Source organism: Mycobacterium avium subsp. avium (assembly GCF_009741445.1).
Taxonomy (GTDB): Bacteria; Actinomycetota; Actinomycetes; order Mycobacteriales; family Mycobacteriaceae; genus Mycobacterium; species Mycobacterium avium.
This window is the reverse complement of the sequence record NZ_CP046507.1, coordinates 1,639,451-1,658,170: the sequence shown is the minus strand read 5'-3', so window position 1 is coordinate 1,658,170 and position 18,720 is coordinate 1,639,451. Positions and strand designations below refer to the sequence as shown.

The window sequence follows — 18,720 nt, the reverse complement described above, 5'->3', positions numbered from 1 at the left end:
GGTGTCGGTCGGAGCGTCAGGCGTCGGCGTGGCCCCGGTGGTCGGCGCCCCGGCGCCGGAGCGCGGGCTAGCATAAGGCAGCAAAGACGGGCGCGTCCGCGCCCTCCGCCACCGGGCAGCGAAAGGATCGACGTGCCGCAGGCACCCGCGCAAGCCACCGGCGTGCGGGCGCATGGCCCGTCCGACCAGCCGCCCGATGCGGAGCCTCCCCCGGCCACCGGGCCCTTCCCGTCCGGCGGGTGGCGTAGGTCATGAACGTCACCGTCACCGTGGTCAGCATTGTGGCGATCGCGGTGCTCATCTTCGGCAACGCCGTCTTCGTCGCCGCCGAATTCTCGCTCACCACGCTGGACCGCAGCACCGTGGAGGCCAACGCCCGCACCGGGGGACGCCGCGACCGCTGGATCCGCCGCGCCCATCACCGGCTGTCGTTTCAGCTGTCCGGCGCCCAGTTGGGCATCTCGGCCACCACGCTGGCGGCCGGCTACCTGACCGATCCGATGGTCGAGGACCTGCCGCATCCCTGGCTGGACGCGGTCGGCATCCCCGATCGGGTCGGCGACGCGATCATGGCGTTTCTGGCGTTGCTGATCGTGACCTCGGTGTCGATGGTGTTCGGCGAGCTGGTCCCCAAATACCTGGCGGTGGCGCGGCCGATGTCGACGGCCCGCGCCGTGGTGGCCGCGCAGCTGCTGTTCTCGGCGTTGCTGACCCCGGCGATCAGGCTGACCAACGGCGCGGCCAACTGGATCGTGCGCCGGCTGGGCGTGGAGCCCGCCGAGGAGCTGCGGTCGGCCCGCTCCCCCCAGGAGCTGCTGTCGCTGGTGCGCTCGTCGGCGCGCAGCGGCGCGCTGGACGCCGCGACCGCGGCCCTGGTGCGGCGCTCGCTGCAGTTCGGGACGCTCAGCGCCGAGGAGTTGATGACGCCGCGGTCCAAGATCGTGGCCCTGCAGACCGACGACACCGTGGCCGACCTGGTGACCGCGGCCGCCGAATCCGGGTTCTCCCGGTTCCCCATCGTCGACGGCGACCTGGACGAAACCGTCGGCATCGTGCACGTCAAGCAGGTGTTCGCGATCCCGCGGGCCGCCCGCGCGCACACACTGCTGACCACGGTGGCCCAGCCGGTGCCGGTGGTGCCCTCCACGCTGGACGGCGACGCGGTGATGGCCGAGATCCGGGCCAACAGCCTGCAGACCGCGCTGGTCGTCGACGAATACGGCGGCACCGCGGGCATGGTGACGGTCGAGGACCTGATCGAGGAGATCGTCGGCGACGTCCGCGACGAGCACGACGACGCCACCCCCGACGTGGTGCCGGCCGGCACCGGCTGGCGGGTATCGGGCCTGCTGCGCATCGACGAGGTGGCCGCGGCCACCGGCTTCCGGGCGCCCGAGGGCCCCTACGAGACGATCGGCGGGCTGGTGCTGCGCGAGATCGGTCACATCCCGGCGGCCGGTGAGACGGTGAAGCTGCCGGCCCTGGATCCCGACGGGTTGCTGGATCCGGTGCTGCGCTGGCAGGCGCGGGTGATCCGGATGGACGGTCGCCGCATCGACGTGCTGGAGCTGACCGAGATCGACGCGCACGCCGAAGCCCCGGGCGGGCGCCGATGAGCGACACCATGGGCGTGCTGCTGGCGTGCCTGCTGATCGGGGTGAACGCGTTCTTCGTCGGCGCGGAGTTCTCGCTCATCTCGGCGCGCCGCGACCGGCTGGAAGCGCTGGCCGAGCAGGGCCGCGCGGCCGCCGTCACGGTGATCCGGGCCTCCGAGCAGCTGCCGTCCATGCTGGCCGGCGCCCAGCTCGGCGTCACCGCCGCCTCGCTGCTGCTGGGCCGCATCGGCGAGTCGGCGGTGTCCAATCTGCTGCGAACGGTGTTGGGGCTGACCAGGATTCACCCCGCGCTGCTGCACAGCCTGTCGTTGGCGATCGCGCTGGCGATCGTGGTGACGCTGCACGTGCTGCTCGGGGAGATGGTGCCCAAGAACATCGCGCTGGCCGGCCCGGAGCGCACCGCGATGCTGCTGGTGCCGCCGTATCTGGCCTACGTGCGCGCTGCCCGGCCGTTCATCGCGTTCTACAACCGGTGCGCCAGCGTGATGGTCCGCGCGCTGGGCGTGGAGCCCAAGGAGGAGCTGGAGATCACCGTCTCCCCGGTCGAGCTGAGCGAGATGATCGCCGAGTCGGAGTCGGAGGGTTTGCTGGACCGCGAGGAACACACCCGGCTGACCCGGGCGCTGCAGCTGCGGCACCGGGTGGTGGGCGACGTGGCGGTGCCGCTGGCCCGGGTGCATGCGGTGCCGGTGGCCGCGCCCGGCTCGGGCCCGACGGTGGGAGCGGTCGAGCAGGCCCTGGCCCAGACCGGGTACTCCCGGTTCCCGGTGACCAACCCCACCGGCGATTTCATCGGCTACCTGCACATCAAGGACGTGCTGACGCTCGACGACGACCCGGCGACGGTGATCAACCTGGCGAAGGTGCGGCCGCTGCCCCGGCTGCCGCGGTCGCTGCCGCTGGCCGACGGCCTGTCCCGGATGCGGCGCAGCAACAGCCACCTGGCGCTGGTGACCGACCAGGGCGGCGCCGTGGTGGCCATGGTGGCGATGGAAGACCTGGTCGAGGACCTGGTCGGGACGATGCGCGAGGCCTAGCGGGACCGGCCCGACCGGCCGCGCCGCGCGGAGCCCGTATGATCTTTCACGACTACCAGTTAAGAAAGTGCTGGGGGCAGTGGATCGCTTGCGCGTACAGCGTCGTTGCTGGAGTGCGATCCCGGTGCCCGCCGCCGCGTCGATCTTGGGGCTGTCAGGGTGGCCTGACCTGCGCATGTCGGGTCAGGCAGCTCACGCTCGCCAGGATGTGCTCGGTAGGCTGATGACATTGCCAATCTGGGCCCGGTCTGGTGGTCCAGGGCGGCCCGTGACGGAGGAGAATCATGACTGATCGCGTGTCGGCGGGGAACCTGCGCGTCGCCCGAGTGCTTTACGACTTCGTGAACGACGAGGCCTTGCCCGGCACCGACATCGACCCGGACAGCTTCTGGGCGGGCGTCGACAAGGTGGTCACCGACCTCACCCCCAGGAACCAGGAGCTGCTGCGCCGCCGCGACGAGCTGCAGGCCCAGATCGACAAGTGGCACCGCCAGCGCGTCATCGAGCCGCTCGACATCGATGCCTACCGCGACTTCCTCATCGAAATCGGTTACCTGCTGCCCGAACCCGAGGACTTCACCATCACCACCTCCGGGGTGGACGACGAGATCACCACCACCGCGGGCCCGCAGCTGGTGGTGCCCGTGCTCAACGCCCGGTTCGCGCTGAACGCCGCCAACGCCCGGTGGGGTTCGCTGTACGACGCGCTGTACGGCACCGACGTGATCCCCGAAACCGACGGCGCCGAAAAGGGATCGAGCTACAACAAGGTTCGCGGCGACAAGGTGATCGCCTACGCCCGCAACTTCCTCGACCAGGCGGTGCCGTTGGAATCGGGTTCCTGGGCCGACGCGACCGGGTTGTCCGTCGAGGACGGCCGCCTGCAGGTGGCGACCGCCGACGGTTCCGTCGGCCTGGCCGAGCCGGAGAAGTTCGCCGGCTACACCGGGCAGCTCGGGTCGCCGGACTGGTCGGTGCTGCTGGTCAATCACGGCCTGCACATCGAGATCCTCATCGACCCGCAGTCACCGGTCGGCAAGACCGACCGCGCCGGCATCAAGGACGTGGTGCTGGAATCGGCCGTCACCACGATCATGGACTTCGAGGACTCGGTGGCCGCCGTCGACGCCGACGACAAGGTGCTCGGCTACCGCAACTGGCTCGGCCTGAACAAGGGCGACTTGTCCGAAGAGGTCAGCAAGGACGGCAAGACCTTCACCCGGGTGCTCAACGCCGACCGCACCTACACCACCCCCGACGGCCAGGGCGAGCTGACCCTGCCGGGCCGCAGCCTGCTGTTCGTCCGCAACGTCGGGCACCTGATGACCAACGACGCCATCGTGTGGAGCGACGGCGACGAGGAGAAAGAGGTGTTCGAGGGCATCATGGATGCGCTGTTCACCGGCCTGACGGCGATCCACGGGCTCAAGACCGGCGAGGCCAACGGGCCGCTGCAGAACAGCCGCGCCGGCTCCATCTACATCGTCAAGCCCAAGATGCACGGGCCCGACGAGGTCGCGTTCACCTGCGAGCTGTTCAGCCGGGTGGAGGACGTCCTGGGCCTGCCGCAGGGCACCCTCAAGATCGGCATCATGGACGAGGAACGGCGCACCACCGTCAACCTCAAGGCCTGCATCAAGGCCGCGGCCGACCGAGTGGTGTTCATCAACACCGGCTTTTTGGACCGCACCGGCGACGAGATCCACACCTCGATGGAGGCCGGGCCGATGATCCGCAAGGGTGCGATGAAGAACACCACCTGGATCAAGGCCTACGAGGACGCCAACGTCGACATCGGGCTGGCCGCCGGCTTCAAGGGCAAGGCCCAGATCGGCAAGGGCATGTGGGCGATGACCGAACTGATGGCCGACATGGTCGAGCAGAAGATCGGCCAGCCCAAGGCGGGCGCCACCACCGCGTGGGTGCCCTCGCCGACGGCGGCCACCCTGCACGCCATGCACTACCACTACGTCGACGTGGGAGCGGTGCAGGAGGAGCTCGCCGGCAAGAAGCGCACCACCATCGAACAGCTGCTCACCATCCCGCTGGCCAAGGAGCTGGCCTGGGCTCCCGAGGAGATCCGCGAGGAGGTGGACAACAACTGCCAGTCCATCCTCGGCTACGTGGTGCGCTGGGTCGCCCAGGGGGTCGGCTGCTCGAAGGTGCCCGACATCCACGACGTGGCGCTCATGGAAGACCGTGCCACACTGCGGATTTCGAGCCAGCTGCTGGCCAACTGGCTGCGCCACGGGGTGATCACCGAGGAGGACGTGCGGGCCAGCCTGGAGCGGATGGCGCCGCTGGTGGACGCCCAGAACGCCAAGGACGCCGCCTATCAGCCGATGGCGCCCAACTTCGACGACAGCCTGGCGTTCCTGGCCGCTCAGGATCTGATCCTGACCGGCACGCAGCAGCCCAACGGCTACACCGAGCCGATCCTGCACCGCCGCCGGCGCGAGGTTAAGGCCCGCGCCGCGCAGTCGAATTGAGCCTGCGCCCGAATCGCGCTCGGTCATGTCATAGTTCCGCTGATGACTAAAATCGGCGCCGGATTATCGCTGGATCGACGGAAAGGCCGCGGGCACCACGATGGGTAGGCACAGTGCGCCCGACCCCGACGACTTCCTCGACGAGCCATCGCCCGACCACCCGGTCGACGAGCGCGACGACGCCTACGCCTTCGACGCGCAAGGCGCGCCGGACGAGGGCTACTACCCGGACGAACGGCGCTACCCCGACGCGGACTTCGTCGCCGACGACGACTACGCGCCCGAGGAGTTCGCGCCCGGCGAGGATCTCGTCGACGAGGACCCCGACGACTACCCCGAGTTCCCGTCGCGCCGGCCGGCCCCGTCCGGTTCGCAGGAATCGCCGGCGTCGGCGCCGTCACTGCGCGCACGCCGGCTCGATTGGCGCGGCGGGCATCGCAGCGAGGGTGGTCGCCGCGGGGTCAGCATCGGCGTGATCGTGGCGCTGGTCGCCGTCGTCGTGGTGGTCGGGTCGGTGATCCTGTGGCGCTTCTTCGGTGACGCGCTGTCCAAGCGTTCGCACACCGCGGCCGGGCGCTGCGTCGGCGGCCAGGAGCAGGTCCCGGTCGTCGCCGACCCGTCGATCGCCGACGCCATCGGGCAATTCGCCGAGAGCTTCAACAAGTCGGCCGGCCCGATCGGCGATCACTGCATGGTGGTCAGCGTCAAGCCGGCCGGCTCCGACGCCGTGCTCAACGGCTTCATCGGCAAGTGGCCCGCGGAACTCGGTGGGCAACCGGCACTGTGGATTCCGGGCAGCTCGGTCTCCGCGGCGCGGCTGGCCGGCGCCACCGCCCAGAAGACCATCACCGAGAGCCATTCGCTGGCCAGCTCGCCGGTGGTGCTGGCCGTCCGCCCGGAACTGCTGCCGGCCCTGTCGGGTCAGAACTGGGCGGCACTGCCCGGGTTGCAGACCAACCCGAATGCGTTGGCGGGATTGAACTTACCCGCGTGGGGGTCGCTGCGGTTGGCGCTGCCGATGACCGGCAACGGGGATGCGGCGTTCCTGGCCGGCGAGGCGGTGGCGGCCGCGTCGGTGCCCCCGGGCGCGCCGGTGACGCAGGGCACCGGCGCGGTGCGCACGCTGCTGAGCGCGCAACCCAAGCTGGCCGACAACTCGCTGACCGAGGCGATGAACACGTTGCTCAAGCCCGGGGACCCGGCGAGCGCGCCGGTGCACGCGGTGGTCACCACCGAACAGCAGCTGTTCCAGCGCGGGCAATCGCTGCCGGATACCAAGGGCGCCTTGGCTTCCTGGCTGCCGCCGGGTGCCGCGGCGGTGGCCGACTACCCCACCGTGCTGCTCAGCGGGTCGTGGCTGACCCGCGAACAGGCCTCGGCCGCCAGCGAGTTCTCCCGGTTCATGCACAAGTCCGACCAGCTGGCCAAGCTGGCGAAGGCGGGCTTCCGCGTCAACGGGGTCAAACCGCCGAGCAGCCCGGTGACCACCTTCCCGGCGCTGCCGTCGACCCTGTCGGTCGGCGACGACGCGATGCGCGCGACGCTGGCCGAGGCGATGGCCAGCCCGTCGACCGGGCAGGCCACCACGATCATGCTCGACCAGTCGATGCCCGGCCAGGAAGGCGGGAAATCCCGGCTGGCCAATGTCATTGGAGCGCTTCAGGACAAGATCAAGGCGCTGCCGGCCAGCGCCGTGGTCGGCCTGTGGACGTTCGACGGTCACGAGGGACGCTCGGAGGTCACCAGCGGCCCGCTGGCCGACCCGGTCAACGGGCAGCCGCGTTCGGCGGCGCTGTCGGCCGCGCTGGACAAGCAGTACTCGTCGAGCGGCGGCGCGGTGTCGTTCACCACGCTGCGCATGATCTACCAGGACATGCAGTCCAATTATCATGCGGGGCAGACGAATTCGATTCTGGTCATCACCGCCGGCCCGCACACCGACCAGACCCTGGACGGGCCCGGGCTGCAGGACTTCATCCGCAAGAGCGCCGATCCGGCCAAGCCGATCGCGGTGAACATCATCGATTTCGGCGCCGACCCGGACCGCACCACCTGGGAGGCGGTCGCCCAGCTCAGCGGCGGCAGCTATCAGAACCTCGCGACGTCGGCCTCCCCGGACCTGGCGACCGCGGTCAACGCCTTCCTGAGCTGAGCGGCCGGGCGCCGTCCCCCATTGGCCGGTGATAGATCCGCGCCTTAGGGACTACCGCGCCCGCGGGGGCCGCGGGCGACCCGCCGCCGGGATCGCGCGCAATCATGGACAAATCGCGCCGAGCCTCTGTCGCACGGGCGCCGTCTGTGCCACACTCAGCGATAGAACAAAATTGGATTTCTATCAACGCTGACCCGGGCAGGCGCGACAGGCCGGCCGGGCCAACCGTCGCGGGCCACCACCCACCCACCCACTCAAGGAGAAGCGGTATGGCGACGACAAGCCGAATCAGCCGGCGCGGCAACGATTCCGCGGCGACGGCCCTGGCCGAACCCGATCAGCCGGACGCGCACCGGGCGTTGGCCGAGGACGTCCGGTGGTTCGCGGGCTCGCCGTTGGCGGCGGCCTTCGGCCGGCTGGCCCTCGACCAGGTGGCGCATCGGGAGATCGCGGCGGCGGTGGACCGCAGCGGGCGGTTCGCCGACAATTTCACCGACCGCGGCATCCGCAGCGCCGCGTTCACCGCCCTTGCGGCCTTCGGTGACAGCTCCGACGTCGAGGCGTCGCGGGCCGACCTCAAACGACTGCATCGCGACGTGCGCGGCACCGGCAAGGGGGCGTTCAGCGACACCCGCTACAGCGCCCTGGACCCCGAGTTGTGGACCTGGGTGGCGGTCAGCGGCCTCAACCTGCTGTATCAGGCTTACCTGCGGGTGTGCGGGCGCCGGCTGAGCACCGACGAGAAGGAAGTCGTGTATCAGACGCTGCGCCGCGAACTGCAATTCCTCGAGCTGCCCAGCAAGCAGGGCAAGCTGCCGGCCACCCTGGACGAGATGCTCGACTACTACGACACCGTCGCCGCAAAACACTTGGCGGACAACGAGTTTCTGCAATTCGCCAGCCGCAGCTTCGTGGCGCCACCGGTCCCGGGGCTGTTGCCTCGCCAGCTGCGGCCGGTGCTGCGACTGGTCTGGCCGGTGCTGACCTCGCTGGCCGCGCGGCCGGTGGTGGTGTGCTCGGCCGCGGTCGCCCACCCCACCATGCGCCGGCTGCTCGGGGTGCGCTGGGGCGCGCGGGAGCAGGCCGAGTTCGCCGTCTACGTCGCTGCGCTGCAGCTGGGCTGGCGATGGCTGCCGCGCCGGCTCACCCTGGAGCCCTTGGCGTACAACCGGTACCAGTACGAGCGGCTGCGCGACCGCTATCGTTCGGTGTTGCTGGATTCGTTCGCCGCGCCGGGCCGCGGTTAGATTCGGCAGGATGAGTCCCGATACCGCGTCGAGACCCCGATCGGCTGGAGGCCAGATGGTTGACCCCGCGATGCTGCTCGGCTTGCTGCCCGACGGCCTGGCCACCCTCGATCCGACCGCCCGCACCATCGTCACCGCGGCGCGCACCTGTTTCACCGAGCGCGGCTTCTCCAACACCACCATGCAGGACATCGCCGACGCGGCCGGCGTCGGCGTGGCCACCGTCTACCGCCGCTTCCGGCACAAGCGAAACCTGGTGCGCCTGACCATCATCGACGAATCCGTGCGGCTGAGCACCCTGATCTCCGACGTCGCGGGCCGCGCGGCGAGCGCCGAGGAAGGCATCGCCGAGGTGTTCGCCGCGTTCGTCCACGAAGCGTCGGCCCCCAAGCTGCTGACCCGCAGCATCCGGGAATCGCCCGCGGCCGGCGAGCTGTCCGCGTTCCTGACCGACGAGCATCTGATCGCCATCTCGCGCACCTACATCGCGAGTTGGTTGCGCCGCTGGCAGGAGCGCGGTGAACTGGCCGACGACCTCGACACCGAGGTGGTCGGTGAGATGATCGGGCGGCTGATCATCTCGCTCATCGAGACGCCCAAGTCCGTCATCCCGGTCTACAACCTCGCCGAGGCCCGCGATTTCGCCCGCCGGTACCTGGTGCCGCTGGTGCTGCCGGCCCCGGCGGCGCTACCCGGCTGATCGGGCAACGGGCACAAGACGAACGGGTCAGGCGAACGCCTCGACCGGCGGGCACGAGCACACCAGGTTGCGGTCGCCGTAGGCGCCGTCGATGCGTCGCACCGGCGGCCATACCTTGGGTCGGAAGTCCTTGCCCAGCGGATAGGCCGCCTGTTCGCGGCTGTACGGGTGGTCCCAGTCGGTGGTCACCAGGCACTCGGCGGTGTGCGGGGCGCCGCGCAGCGGATTGTCCTCCACCGGCCACTCCCCCGCACCCACCCGGTCGATCTCGCCGCGGATGGCGATCATGGCGTCGCAGAAGGCGTCCACCTCGGTGAGGGTTTCGCTCTCGGTGGGCTCCACCATCAGCGTGCCGGCCACCGGGAAGCTCATGGTGGGAGCGTGAAAACCGTAGTCCGCCAACCGTTTTGCGACATCGTCGACGGTCACGCCGGTGGCCTTGGTGATGGGACGCAGGTCCAGGATGCACTCGTGGGCCACCATGCCGTTCTCGCCGGTGTAGAGCACCGGAAAGTATTCGTCGAGCCGCCGGGCGATGTAGTTGGCCGAGGTGATCGCGGTCAGCGACGCCGCGCGCAGGCCGTCGGCGCCCATCATCCTGATGTAGGCCCAGCTGATCGGCAGGATCGACGCCGAGCCGTAGGGCGCCGAGGACACCGGATGCCCCTGCGGCAGCTCCGGGGCGTGCGGATGCCCGGGCAAGAACGGCGCCAGGTGCGAGCGCACCGCCACCGGCCCCACCCCCGGCCCGCCGCCGCCGTGCGGGATGCAGAACGTCTTGTGCAGGTTCAGGTGGCTGACGTCGCCGCCGAACTTGCCCGGCCGGGCCAACCCGACCAGCGCGTTGAGGTTGGCGCCGTCGATGTACACCTGGCCGCCCGCGTCGTGGACGGCCGCGCAGATCTCGGCGATGTCGTGCTCGTAGACGCCGTGCGTGGACGGGTAGGTGATCATCAGCGTCGACAGCCGGTCGCGGTGGTCGGTGACCTTCGCGCGCAGGTCGTCGAGGTCGACGTCGCCGTTGTCGTGGCAGCCCACGACCACCACCCGCATCCCGGCCAGGGCCGCCGACGCGGCATTCGTGCCGTGCGCGCTGGACGGGATGAGGCAGATGTCGCGGTGCGGTTCCCCGCGGCTGGCGTGGTAGTCGTGGATGGCCAGCAGGCCGGCGTACTCGCCCTGCGACCCGGCGTTGGGTTGCAGCGAGACGGCGTCGTAGCCGGTGATGGCCACCAGCCAGTTCTCCAGGTCGCCGATGAGCCGGCGCAGCCCCGGCGTGTCGGACGCCGGGGCGAAGGGGTGCTGACGGGCGAACTCCGGCCAGGTGATCGGCTCCATCTCGGCGGCGGCGTTGAGTTTCATGGTGCACGAGCCGAGCGGAATCATGCTGCGGTCCAACGCAATATCCTTGTCGGCCAGGGTGCGCAGGTAGCGCATCATCGCCGTCTCGGTGCGGTACTGGGTGAAGGCGGGATGGGTAAGGAATTCCGAAGTGCGGGTAGCGATTTCGCTGGCGACGGGCTCGGCGGGTGCGACGCCGAACGCCTCGAGCACCGCGGCGACGTGTTCGTCGGTGGTGGCCTCGTCGCAGGCCACCGAGACGTGGTCGTCGTCGACCCGCCACAGGTTGATGCCCCTGGCCTTGGCCGCGGCGATCACCTCGTGGGCCCGGCCCGGCACCCGCGCCAGCACGGTGTCGAAGTACCTGTCGTGCACCACCGCGGTGCCCAGCGCGGCGGCGATCGCCTCGGCGTGCCCGTGCACGCGGCGCGCGATCGCGGTCAGCCCCTCAGCGCCGTGGTAGCTGGCGTACATGGCGGCCATCACCGCCAGCAGCACCTGCGCGGTGCAGATGTTGCTGGTCGCCTTGTCGCGGCGGATGTGCTGCTCGCGGGTCTGCAGCGCCAACCGGTAGGCCGGCGAACCGTCGGCGTCCAGCGAGACACCGACCAGCCGGCCCGGCAGCTGCCGGGCGTGGTTGGCGTGCACGGCCAGGTATCCCGCGTGCGGGCCGCCGAATCCCATTGGCACACCGAATCTTTGGGTGGTGCCGAAGGCCACGTCGGCGCCGATCTCGCCGGGCGGGGTGATCAGGGTCAAGGCCAGCAGGTCGGCGCCGAGCGCCACCAGCGCGCCGCGCTCGTGCGCCTGCGCCACCAGGGCGGCCCAGTCGGTGATCGCGCCGCTGGCGCCGGGCAGCTGGGCGATGACGCCGAAGAAGTCGCCGTCGGGCAGTCCGTCGCGCAGGTCGGCGGTGACGATCTCGATACCCAGCGGCCGGGCCCGGGTGGCCACGATGGCCGCGGTCTGGGCGAACACGTCGACGTCCACCGCCAGCCGGTTGGACTTGCCGCGAGATGCGCGGTGCATCAGGGTCATCGCCTCGGCGGCCGCTGTGCCCTCGTCGAGCATCGAGGCGTTGGCGATCTCGAGGCCGGTCAAATCGGCCACCATGGTCTGGAAGTTCAGCAGCGCCTCCAGCCGGCCCTGGCTGATCTCCGGCTGATACGGCGTGTAGGCGGTGTACCAGGCGGGGTTCTCCAGGATGTTGCGCAGCAACACCGGCGGGGTCAGCGTGTCGTAGTAGCCCTGCCCGATCATGGACACGGCGACGGTGTTGGCCTCGGCCAGGCCGCGCAGCTCGGCCAGCGCCTCGGTTTCGCTGGCCGGCGGCGGCAGCCGGTCCAGGCCCGGCGCGATCCCGTCGGCCGAGAGCCGGTCGCGGATGCCGGCCGGAACGGCCTTGGCGGCCAGCTCGTCCAACGAGCCGACACCGATGACGTCGAGCATGGCCGCGACGGCCTGAGGGTCCGGGCCGATGTGCCGGGCGGCGAAAGTGGTGTGGTCGGGCACGGGAAACTCCTGACGAAGACGCTCGGGGCGAGGACGGCGGTGCTGCGGTGGTCCTCTCCCTCTGTCTTCACCCGTTCGCCGGGCGCCTGAGAGATTCGGCGGCCGATGCTGTCGCGGCCGCCTTTCCCCATCGGCGGGTGCGGGCCCGAAGGCCGGCACCGCTTTCCAGAGGCATCATGTTTCGTGCGGTCCGGGTGCCTGAGAGGTTGACGGAGAGGTGTTGCTCCTTCGGCGTCCGTGACTGGCCGTCACGGAACTCTCCCGCTCGAATGCGATGCGCCGCCCAGTTTACCCGCCCGCGCCGGCCGCCCACGCGCGCGGCGCCGGGCGTGATCAGCCGATCTTGCGGTCGCGGTGCTTGCGCCGGGACGCCAGCTCGTCCTCCGGCTCGGCGATCGACTCGCCGCCGTCGGCCCGCTCGCCGGGGAAGTCCGCGATGACGCCGGTCAGCTCGCGCATGGCGCCGGAGACCGCGATGCCGAACACGCCCTGCCCGCCCTGCAGCAGGTCGACGACCTCCTCGGCCGACGTGCACTCGTACACGGTGGTGCCGTCGGAGAACAGGGTGATGTTGGCCAGATCCTCCACCCCGCGCTGGCGCAGGTGGTCGACGGCCACCCGGATGTTGTGCAGCGAGATGCCGGTGTCGAGCAGCCGCTTGACGATCTTGAGCACGAGGATGTCTTTGAAGGAGTAGAGCCGCTGGCTGCCGGAGCCCGCCGCGCTGCGGATCGACGGCACCACCAGCGAGGTGCGGGCCCAGTAATCCAGCTGCCGGTAGGTGATGCCGGCGATCTGGCAGGCGCTCGGGCCGCGGTAGCCGACGAGTTCGTCGGGCACCGAGTCGTCGGGGAACAATCCGGGCTGGACCGGCGCGGCGGCCGCGGTGACGCTGCGCTCACCGGTGCCCGCATTCCCGTCCTCGGCCAAATTGAGCTGCTCTTGGCGTGGCTGCTCGCTCACGGTGGTTCCTTCCCGCGATCGCGCTCTCGTCGGTGGCTGCGTCTCCAAGGCTGCATCGCAGCCACGTCTGCTCAGGCCCGAGTGCTAGTGAGCTTACGCTTGTCGATAGCCGCCGCGCCTGAAGTCGTCCTCAAAGTATGGCCGTCGCGGGCCCAAGTGGGCGAGCTATCCGCCAGCGTGTCGACATCACGCCGCCAGTTGAGACGCATCCGTGATATCGCCCTCCAGGCTAATCCAGCCGCCGCGTCGTTCCCAAAGCGCTGGTCGCGGGCGCGCCGGATGTCTAGGTGGCCTTGAAATCGTCGGGCGAGACGCTGTCGAGGAATTCCTTGAACTTCTCCACCTCGTCCTCGCGGACGGCGGTGCCGCCCTCCTCGTCGCTCTCGTCCGGAATCAGCAGCCCGGCCTGGGCCAGCACCGCCTCCTCGACGTAGATGGGGACACCGACGCGCAGCGCGATCGCCACCGAATCCGAGGGGCGCGCCGACACCGTGATGTTGCGGTCGAACACCAGGTCGGCGTAGAAAGTCCCCTCCTGCAGATCGACGATCCGCACCTCTTTCAGCGAATGTCCAAGCGCGGCAATGACATCCCTGATCAAATCGTGCGTCAACGGGCGAGGCGGCTCAACGCCTTGCTGCTCGAGGGCGATCGCGGCAGCCTCTGACTGACCGATCCAGATCGGCAGGTAACGGTCACCGTTGGTTTCGCGCAGTAACAACACCGGCTGGTTTTGCGGCTGCTCTACGCGAATGCCGACAACACGAACTTCACCCATTTGTGTCTGCCCTCCGCATTAGTGGCGCCGGTTGAATTGGTACTCGCCAGCGACGGCGAGGTCAAAAATCCGCCCCACTGCCGAAACCAAGCTGTCGACCGAAGTCTAGTCCTCAGCGATCGAGAACGTCGCGAACGGCGGATTTGATCAACGACGTGTGCAACGTAATGGCCAGCGCCGCAACCTCACGCGCCAAGTCGTCGGCGCGATCGCGGGCGCCCGCCTTGCCGGCTTTGCCTACCGGCCCGGCGATTTGGGCGATCAGGTCCGACTGCCGGTCGGCTGCCGAGCGGAACGCGCGCAGATGCCGCGGCTCGACGCCGTAGTCCGACAGCGCCCGCGCGCACTGCAGGATGACGACGGCGTGCTCGTCGAAGAACCCGGCGGGCCCGGTGGTGATGATCCCGGCCTTGAGCAACGCCGTCAGCAGTTCGTCGTCGACGCCCGCGCGCCGCAGCAGCTCTTCGCGGCTGAGCCGGACGTGGGCCGGGGCCACCGCCGAGGTGTCCGAGCCGAGGCCCGCGTTGGCGCCGGCGTCGGTTCCGGCCACCGACACCAGCCGGGGGGCGGTGTAGGGGGTGTTGAAGGCCGGCAGCTCGCCGTCGGGTTGGGCGTCCAGCTGCGCCCGGATGACCTTGAGCGGCAGGTAGTGATCGCGCTGCGCCGTAAGGATGAAACGCAACCGCGCGCAGTCGTACGCGGTGAACCTTCGATACCCCGACGCGGCCCGTTGCGGCGTCACCAGCCCTTCGGCCTCCAAGAAGCGAATCTTGGAGATGGTGACATCGGGGAAGTCCGGCCTCAACAATTCCAGGACCGCCCCGATCGACATCCCGGCCAGCGCCGAGCTATCGGGTGCGCTCACTAGCCTGAAGATCCTCCGTCCTCACCTTGCTTGGGCCCGGTCAAAAACACCAAGCGGAACTTGCCGATCTGCACTTCGTCGCCGTTGGCCAGCACCGCGGAGTCCACGGGTTCCCGGTTGACGTAAGTGCCGTTGAGACTACCAACGTCGACCACGCTGAATTCGTTGTTTTCCAACCTGAATTCGGCATGCCGGCGGCTGACGGTGACGTCGTCGAGGAAAATGTCGCTGTCCGGGTGCCGGCCCGCCGAGGTGGTGGCCTGGTCGAGCAGAAACCGCGATCCGGCATTGGGTCCGCGCTTGACGACCAGCAACGCCGAGCCCGCCGGCAACCCCTCCACCCCGGAGACCGCGCTCTCGGTGCCCGCCTGGGCGGGCGCGTCCAGCTCGTTGAGGAAGTCGGCACGGAAGACGGAAGTCGTCTCTACCGTGACTTCGTCCCCGTTCTGGTCCTGACTTCCAGAGTCCATGTCCGTCACGCGCTGCTCCTCACTGGCCGCTGTGGCGTTGTCTGTCCGGGCCGCTCGGCCGGCCGTCGCACCGGGCTCGTCCGCCCGGTATGCCGATTACTGCCGTCTCGTAGTTTCAGTGTCTTACACGTGTCATTCAACGGTCTTCAATGGTCCTTCACGGATCGCTGCACGGATCCCTTCACCGATCGATGTGTCGACGGTACCGCGCACGTCGCCGCAATGCGCCCACCACCTGACGATCCGAAACGTTGATTTCCCCCGTGTGCCGGCCGCACCGCTCGCTTGGCCGGGCGGGCTGCAGGGACATTAGCAACCGTCATTCGGTCAGCGTTCCGCGGTAGGCCTCGGCGTCGAGCAGTGCGGTGATGGCCGACTCCAAGGCGGCGGCGTCGGACACCTGGACATCCAGCAACCAGCCGGCCCCGTACGGGTCGGAGTTGACCAGCTGCGGGCTGCCTTCCAGGTCGGTGTTGACCGCCGTCACCGTGCCCGACACCGGGGCGTAGAGGTCCGACACCGATTTCGTGGATTCGACCTCGCCGAAGGATTCCCCGGCGGTCAGCTGCGCGCCCACCTCGGGCAGCTGAACGAAAACGACGTCACCCAACGCCGACTGGGCGAAGTCGGTGATGCCCACCCGCACGGTGTCATCACCGCTTCGGCAAACCCATTCGTGTTCGGCGGTGTAGTGCAGGTCGGGCGGGATGTCGCTCACGGTGATCCTGTCTGTTCGGGAGTTGCTCACTTGACGGGCTGAGCGTATTGGTGCGGTTTTGGTTGCCGCAAGGTGGTCACGTCCACCCGGTCGGCCTGCTGGACGGACATCCGTCCGCCCACCCGCTTGACGGTGTCCTGGGCGCCACCGGGAATGTTCATGGCCGCGGCCAGGGTGGGCGGATCGCCAATCGCCAGAATCGAATACGACGGCGACAGCGTTTTCGAGTCGATGGTCAACGACCCCGGCGTACCCGCCACCCAGGTGTCCACACCCACCCGCACCGACTGGTGCGCGTCGTTGACTTCGAGCGCCTCGGCGCCGGCGGCGCGCAGCTCGTTGACCACGTCGAGCAGCGCCTCGGGGGACACTCCCGGCGCGGGGTCGTCGATCGTGACGGTGACACCGGGCCCGGTGGCGCCCACCGCGCCGACCAGGATGGACAGCGCCGCCAGCCGGGATTGCGCGGACTGGATGGCGGCCTGGTCGTTATTGCCGGACGCCTGAAGTGAATTCAGCGTGTTCTGCAGTTCGCTCACCTCGGCGCTGAGCGTGCCCTCGCGCTGCCGCAACGAGTCCAACAACACCAACAGGTCCGCGGGCCGCGCCGTCTCCAGCGAGTCCCCCGATTCGGTCTGGCGGACCTGGGTGACGATCGCGATGCCCAGCAGCAGACACAACAGCACGGCCAGGGTGCCGAAACCGAACCGGGAACGGCCCCCGCGCAGCATCCCGGACAACCCGGTGCGGCGCAGCGGCCCGATCGCCGGGCGGGGCTGCTTTCCCGGCAGTTCGTGGCGCCCGTGCGCCGCACCCTGATCCGGCGGGTCGGCCGGGCGATCCGGCGGGTCGTGACTCATGTTCACCTCATGCGCCGAACAGCCTGCGGCGCAGCGCCGCGGCGTTGCCGAAGATGCGGATACCCAGCACCACGATGATGGCCGTCGACAACTGGGTGCCCACCCCCAGCTGGTCGCCGACGTAGACGATCAGCGCGGCGACGAAGACGTTGAACACGAACGAGATCACGAACACCTTCGGATCGAAGATGCGTTCCAGATACGCACGCAGACCGCCGAACACCGCGTCCAGCGCCGCGACCACCGCGATCGGCAGGTAGGGCTGCACGACCTCGGGCACCGACGGATGGAACACCAGGCCCAGCACGATGCCGATCGCCAGTGCCGCGATACCGATCATGCGCGGCTTCCCGTGTCGCGCCGGAAGGGAAACCGGAATGGGAAGCTGTTCGGGATTCTTCTCACTGTGGCCCAATCTGCTTGGCGAACTTGACATCCCGGACCGATCCGGCAGGCAGCGTTAGTCCGTCGGCGACATCCACGGTAACCACCACGCCGTAGGAGATCTGCAGCAGCCTCAGCCGCTGCATCCCCGGGCTGGTGTCGAAGGCGTCGCGCAGCGCGTGCGGCGGCCCGATCGCCAGGATCGTGTAGGGGCTGCTGGTCGGGTTGTTGTCCACCAGGATCGCGCCGCCGGCCTGCCGGATGGTCACGGTCGGGCCGATCCGCACGCCGCCGACCGAGACGGCCTCGGCGCCGCCGGCCCACAACGAGTTGACCACCAGCTGCAGGTCGCGGTCCAAGATGATCTGCCTGCTGCCGCTGACCCGCTGCTTGGACACGTCCGAAAGGTTCGGGCCGGCGCCCGGATCGGTCACCGTGACCTTCAGGCCGGGGCCGATCACCGCCGTGCTGGCCGCCGCCAGGCCGAGCGCGTCGAGGCGTTTGAGCAGCCGCTGCCCCTCGGCGTCGTCGGCCAGGGCGTGCCGCTGCACGTCGTCGACCTTCGCCGACAGCTCGTTGCGCCGCTGCGCCAACTTCGCCGCCGAGCCTTCCGTGGCCCGCACATTGCCCAGCAGCAGCTGCTGCGCGCTGCGCACCCCGGGGGCCACCGAGCGGGCCTGGGCGACCGCGGCCGCGAAGACGGTGGCGATCAGCAGCGCCGCCAGCGCCTGCCACAGCCAGCCGGACACCCGCGGGCGCCGGTTGCGCGTTTCGTCGACGGCGCCGCGTTTGGCCGCCGCCGCGGCGTAGCCGGGATCGAGATGCTCGGAGAGCAGGGCGCGCAGCAGCGAGGGCACCGGAATCCGCTGCGGGCGCGCCGCCAGGTGCGCGCTGTGACCGGCGTTGGGGTCATAGCCGCCGAGCGCGCGGTCCACGTCAGCCATGGTCGACGACCTTCGCCATGGTCGACGGGCGCGACGCGCGGTCGACCTTGGGCATCCGGCGCACCACCAGCGTCATCTGCACCGCGTACTGCGCGAACGCCCACAGGTACGCGTACAGGCCCCAGATCAGGAAGGCCCAGCCGCAGGCGCCCACCACGCGGCTCCACAACGCGTCCCAGGTGCCCAACAGCACCAGCGGGAACCCGCACATCAACGCGAACGTCGCCGCCTTGCCGATGTAGGTCACCGGCAGTGCCGACAGGCCGCGGCTCCACAGCAGCGGCAGCGTGGCGGCCAACAGGCCGTCGCGGACGAGCAGGACGACGACGAACCACCACGGCACGATGCCGCTCAACGCCAGCACGACAGGCACGACCACCATGTAGAGGCGGTCCACCGCGGGGTCGAGCAGCACACCCAGCCGCGAGGACTGGTTGAGCAGCCGGGCGATTTTGCCGTCGGCCCAGTCCGAGGCGCCGCTGAACATCAGGATCGCCACCGCCCACCCATTGGCGTGGGCGACCAGCAACGCGTAGACGAACACGGGGACGAGCGCCAGGCGGACCGCGCTGAGCGCGTTGGGCACCGTCAGCACCCGGTTGGGTGGAAGCACCGGCTCCATGTGCCGTGACATTAGCCAAGCG

General features: G+C 69.6%; 16 protein-coding genes and 1 riboswitch. Of the genes, 6 read left to right on the top strand and 10 right to left on the bottom strand.

Translation table 11 applies throughout. From position 1 onward, the window contains the following. Positions 1 to 251: 251 nt before the first annotated feature. From MAA44156_RS07630 to MAA44156_RS07605, 6 genes are all read left to right on the top strand, one after another. Positions 252 to 1,616, top strand: a complete 1,365-nt coding sequence (locus MAA44156_RS07630) for a hemolysin family protein (protein ID WP_003876517.1) — start codon at positions 252 to 254, stop codon at positions 1,614 to 1,616. Further along, entirely contained in the window at positions 1,613 to 2,653 is a 1,041-nt protein-coding gene (locus tag MAA44156_RS07625) for a hemolysin family protein (RefSeq protein WP_009977010.1), read from the top strand. The genes MAA44156_RS07630 and MAA44156_RS07625 overlap by 4 nt, the downstream gene beginning before the upstream one ends. Before the next feature lie 284 nt (positions 2,654 to 2,937). After that, positions 2,938 to 5,142, top strand: coding sequence for a malate synthase G (locus MAA44156_RS07620; RefSeq protein ID WP_009977011.1), 2,205 nt, complete (start codon positions 2,938 to 2,940; stop codon positions 5,140 to 5,142). A 100-nt stretch (positions 5,143 to 5,242) separates the two neighbouring features. Next, positions 5,243 to 7,294, top strand: a complete 2,052-nt coding sequence (locus tag MAA44156_RS07615) for a substrate-binding domain-containing protein (RefSeq protein ID WP_009977012.1) — start codon at positions 5,243 to 5,245, stop codon at positions 7,292 to 7,294. 269 nt (positions 7,295 to 7,563) lie between these two features. Further along, entirely contained in the window at positions 7,564 to 8,541 is a 978-nt protein-coding gene (locus MAA44156_RS07610) for an oxygenase MpaB family protein (RefSeq protein WP_009977014.1), read from the top strand. A 55-nt stretch (positions 8,542 to 8,596) separates the two neighbouring features. Beyond that, complete coding sequence (locus MAA44156_RS07605) at positions 8,597 to 9,241, top strand: TetR/AcrR family transcriptional regulator (RefSeq protein ID WP_009977016.1); 645 nt, start codon at positions 8,597 to 8,599, stop codon at positions 9,239 to 9,241. A 27-nt stretch (positions 9,242 to 9,268) separates the two neighbouring features. Here the strand turns inward: MAA44156_RS07605 and gcvP are convergent, their stop codons facing one another. From gcvP to MAA44156_RS07555, 10 genes are all read right to left on the bottom strand, one after another. Beyond that, positions 9,269 to 12,094, bottom strand: a complete 2,826-nt coding sequence (gcvP, locus tag MAA44156_RS07600; RefSeq protein ID WP_009977018.1) for an aminomethyl-transferring glycine dehydrogenase — start codon at positions 12,092 to 12,094, stop codon at positions 9,269 to 9,271. A gap of 176 nt (positions 12,095 to 12,270) precedes the next feature. After that, a riboswitch (glycine riboswitch) is annotated at positions 12,271 to 12,368 on the bottom strand. Positions 12,369 to 12,427: 59 nt separating this feature from the next. Further along, positions 12,428 to 13,057: a MerR family transcriptional regulator gene (locus tag MAA44156_RS07595; protein WP_003876510.1), complete on the bottom strand. Its 630-nt coding sequence runs from the start codon at positions 13,055 to 13,057 to the stop codon at positions 12,428 to 12,430. A 283-nt stretch (positions 13,058 to 13,340) separates the two neighbouring features. Further along, a complete protein-coding gene (locus MAA44156_RS07590) occupies positions 13,341 to 13,835 on the bottom strand; it encodes a bifunctional nuclease family protein (RefSeq protein ID WP_003876509.1) in 495 nt (164 codons plus the stop codon). Positions 13,836 to 13,947: 112 nt separating this feature from the next. Beyond that, positions 13,948 to 14,700 (bottom strand): transcriptional regulator FtsR, encoded by a 753-nt coding sequence (gene ftsR / locus MAA44156_RS07585; protein WP_009977019.1) that lies wholly within the window; start codon positions 14,698 to 14,700, stop codon positions 13,948 to 13,950. Next, positions 14,700 to 15,170, bottom strand: a complete 471-nt coding sequence (garA, locus tag MAA44156_RS07580) for a glycogen accumulation regulator GarA (protein WP_009977020.1) — start codon at positions 15,168 to 15,170, stop codon at positions 14,700 to 14,702. The genes ftsR and garA overlap by 1 nt, the downstream gene beginning before the upstream one ends. A gap of 319 nt (positions 15,171 to 15,489) precedes the next feature. Beyond that, positions 15,490 to 15,888 carry a glycine cleavage system protein GcvH gene (gene gcvH / locus MAA44156_RS07575; RefSeq protein WP_009977021.1) on the bottom strand — a complete coding sequence of 133 codons (399 nt, stop codon included), beginning with the start codon at positions 15,886 to 15,888 and terminating at the stop codon, positions 15,490 to 15,492. A gap of 26 nt (positions 15,889 to 15,914) precedes the next feature. Next, positions 15,915 to 16,748, bottom strand: coding sequence for a DUF881 domain-containing protein (locus tag MAA44156_RS07570; protein WP_009977022.1), 834 nt, complete (start codon positions 16,746 to 16,748; stop codon positions 15,915 to 15,917). A 7-nt stretch (positions 16,749 to 16,755) separates the two neighbouring features. After that, complete coding sequence (locus MAA44156_RS07565; RefSeq protein WP_003876504.1) at positions 16,756 to 17,088, bottom strand: small basic family protein; 333 nt, start codon at positions 17,086 to 17,088, stop codon at positions 16,756 to 16,758. 61 nt (positions 17,089 to 17,149) lie between these two features. After that, on the bottom strand, positions 17,150 to 18,076 hold the full coding sequence (locus tag MAA44156_RS07560; RefSeq protein ID WP_003876503.1) for a DUF881 domain-containing protein: 927 nt from the start codon (positions 18,074 to 18,076) through the stop codon (positions 17,150 to 17,152). After that, positions 18,069 to 18,698: a CDP-alcohol phosphatidyltransferase family protein gene (locus MAA44156_RS07555; protein WP_009977024.1), complete on the bottom strand. Its 630-nt coding sequence runs from the start codon at positions 18,696 to 18,698 to the stop codon at positions 18,069 to 18,071. Before MAA44156_RS07555 ends, MAA44156_RS07560 begins: the two co-directional genes overlap by 8 nt. Positions 18,699 to 18,720 lie beyond the last annotated feature (22 nt).